Source organism: Pseudoxanthomonas mexicana (assembly GCF_010093385.1).
Lineage (GTDB): Bacteria > Pseudomonadota > Gammaproteobacteria > Xanthomonadales > Xanthomonadaceae > Pseudoxanthomonas_A > Pseudoxanthomonas_A mexicana.
Genome location: NZ_PDWV01000051.1, coordinates 1 through 2,500, shown reverse-complemented (window position 1 = coordinate 2,500; position 2,500 = coordinate 1). Strand labels below are relative to the sequence as shown.

Annotated in this window: 2 rRNA genes (1 of these 2 cut by a window edge); both read left to right on the top strand. The window is 54.7% G+C overall.

Annotated features, from left to right (window positions below):
- Positions 1–2,219 (top strand): 23S ribosomal RNA (locus CSC76_RS15405) (it extends 660 nt beyond the left edge of the window).
- Between the two features lie 126 nt (positions 2,220–2,345).
- Positions 2,346–2,460, top strand: a 5S ribosomal RNA gene (gene rrf, locus CSC76_RS15400).
- The last annotated feature ends 40 nt before the right edge of the window (positions 2,461–2,500 follow it).

Below are 2,500 nucleotides of genomic sequence, written 5' to 3'. Positions count from 1 at the left end.
CGGGTGATCTAGTCATGCCCAGGGTGAAGGTGCCGTAACAGGTACTGGAGGCCCGAACCCACTCCCGTTGCAAAGGTAGGGGATGAGGTGTGATTAGGAGTGAAAAGCTAATCGAACCCGGAGATAGCTGGTTCTCCTCGAAAGCTATTTAGGTAGCGCCTCGTATGAATCTTCTTGGGGGTAGAGCACTGTTATGGCTAGCGGGACATCGCGTCTTAGCAAACCATGGCAAACTCCGAATACCAAGACAGAATGTACGGGAGACACACGGCGGGTGCTAACGTCCGTCGTGAAAAGGGAAACAACCCAGACCCACAGCTAAGGTCCCAAATTTCGTGCTAAGTGGAAAACGATGTGGAAAGGCACAGACAGCCAGGAGGTTGGCTTAGAAGCAGCCACCCTTTAAAGAAAGCGTAATAGCTCACTGGTCGAGTCGGTCTGCGCGGAAGATTTAACGGGGCTAAGCACGAAACCGAAGCTTGGGGTGCATAACTTTGTTATGCGCGGTAGAGGAGCGTTCCGTAAGCCTGCGAAGGTGGCTTGAGAAGGCTGCTGGAGGTATCGGAAGTGCGAATGCTGACATGAGTAACGATAATGCGGGTGAAAAGCCCGCACGCCGAAAGCCCAAGGTTTCCTTGCGCAACGTTAATCGACGCAGGGTTAGTCGGTCCCTAAGGCGAGGGCGAAAGCCGTAGTCGATGGGAAGCAGGTTAATATTCCTGCACCTCGCGTGAGTGCGATGGAGGGACGGAGAAGGTTAGGTGTACCGGGCGTTGGTTGTCCCGGGGAAAGGCGGTAGGTTTGGATCTTTGGCAAATCCGGGATCCTTTAAGACCGAGCACCGAGACGAGCCCTTTAGGGCGAAGTCACTGATACCACGCTTCCAGGAAAAGCTCCTAAGCTTCAGCTCACGCAGACCGTACCGTAAACCGACACAGGTGGGTAGGATGAGAATTCTCAGGCGCTTGAGAGAACTCGGGTGAAGGAACTAGGCAACATGGCACCGTAACTTCGGGAGAAGGTGCACCCTCTTTGGTGGCCCATGCGGGCTATAGCTGAGGGGGGTCGCAGAAACCAGGCCGCTGCGACTGTTTATCAAAAACACAGCACTCTGCAAACACGAAAGTGGACGTATAGGGTGTGACGCCTGCCCGGTGCTGGAAGGTTAATTGATGGGGTCAGCCGCAAGGCGAAGCTCTTGATCGAAGCCCCAGTAAACGGCGGCCGTAACTATAACGGTCCTAAGGTAGCGAAATTCCTTGTCGGGTAAGTTCCGACCTGCACGAATGGCGTAACGACAGCGGCGCTGTCTCCACCCGAGACTCAGTGAAATTGAAATCGCTGTGAAGATGCAGCGTTCCCGTGGCAAGACGGAAAGACCCCGTGAACCTTTACTATAGCTTTACATTGAACGTTGAGTTCGTCTGTGTAGGATAGGTGGGAGGCTATGAAACCGAGGCGCTAGCTTCGGCGGAGCCAACCTTGAAATACCACCCTGATGTGCTTGACGTTCTAACCTAGGTCCGTAATCCGGATCGGGGACCATGTATGGTGGGTAGTTTGACTGGGGCGGTCTCCTCCCAAAGAGTAACGGAGGAGCTCGAAGGTACGCTCAGCGCGGTCGGACATCGCGCACTGTGTGCAAAGGCATAAGCGTGCTTGACTGCGAGATCGACGGATCAAGCAGGTACGAAAGTAGGACTTAGTGATCCGGTGGTTCTGTATGGAAGGGCCATCGCTCAACGGATAAAAGGTACTCCGGGGATAACAGGCTGATACCGCCCAAGAGTTCATATCGACGGCGGTGTTTGGCACCTCGATGTCGGCTCATCACATCCTGGGGCTGTAGTCGGTCCCAAGGGTATGGCTGTTCGCCATTTAAAGTGGTACGCGAGCTGGGTTCAGAACGTCGTGAGACAGTTCGGTCCCTATCTGCCATGGGCGTTGGAAGTTTGAGAGGGGCTGCTCCTAGTACGAGAGGACCGGAGTGGACGAACCTCTGGTGTTCCGGTTGTCACGCCAGTGGCATTGCCGGGTAGCTATGTTCGGAAGCGATAACCGCTGAAAGCATCTAAGCGGGAAGCGCGCCTCAAGATGAGACTTCCCGGGGCACAAGCCCCCTAAAGGAACCATCAAGACTAGGTGGTTGATAGGTCAGGTGTGTAAGTGGGGCAACCCATTGAGCTAACTGATACTAATGATCCGTGCGGCTTGACCATATAACCTCAAGTGGCCTTGGACTCGACGATATTGTCAGAGAGAATCCAATGCCCGCTACGTCACAAGACCCTATGAGAGATTGGCGCCTTAATCCGTTCCCTGGATGGCGACGCTCCAACCCTCTCCCTGGTGAAATTAGCGCTGTGGTCCCACCCGTTCCCATCCCGAACACGGAAGTGAAACGCAGCCGCGCCGATGGTAGTGTGGCTTAAGCCATGCAAGAGTAGGTCATCGCCAGGGCCTTTATCCCGAAACCCCCGTCCCACAAGGACGGGGGTTT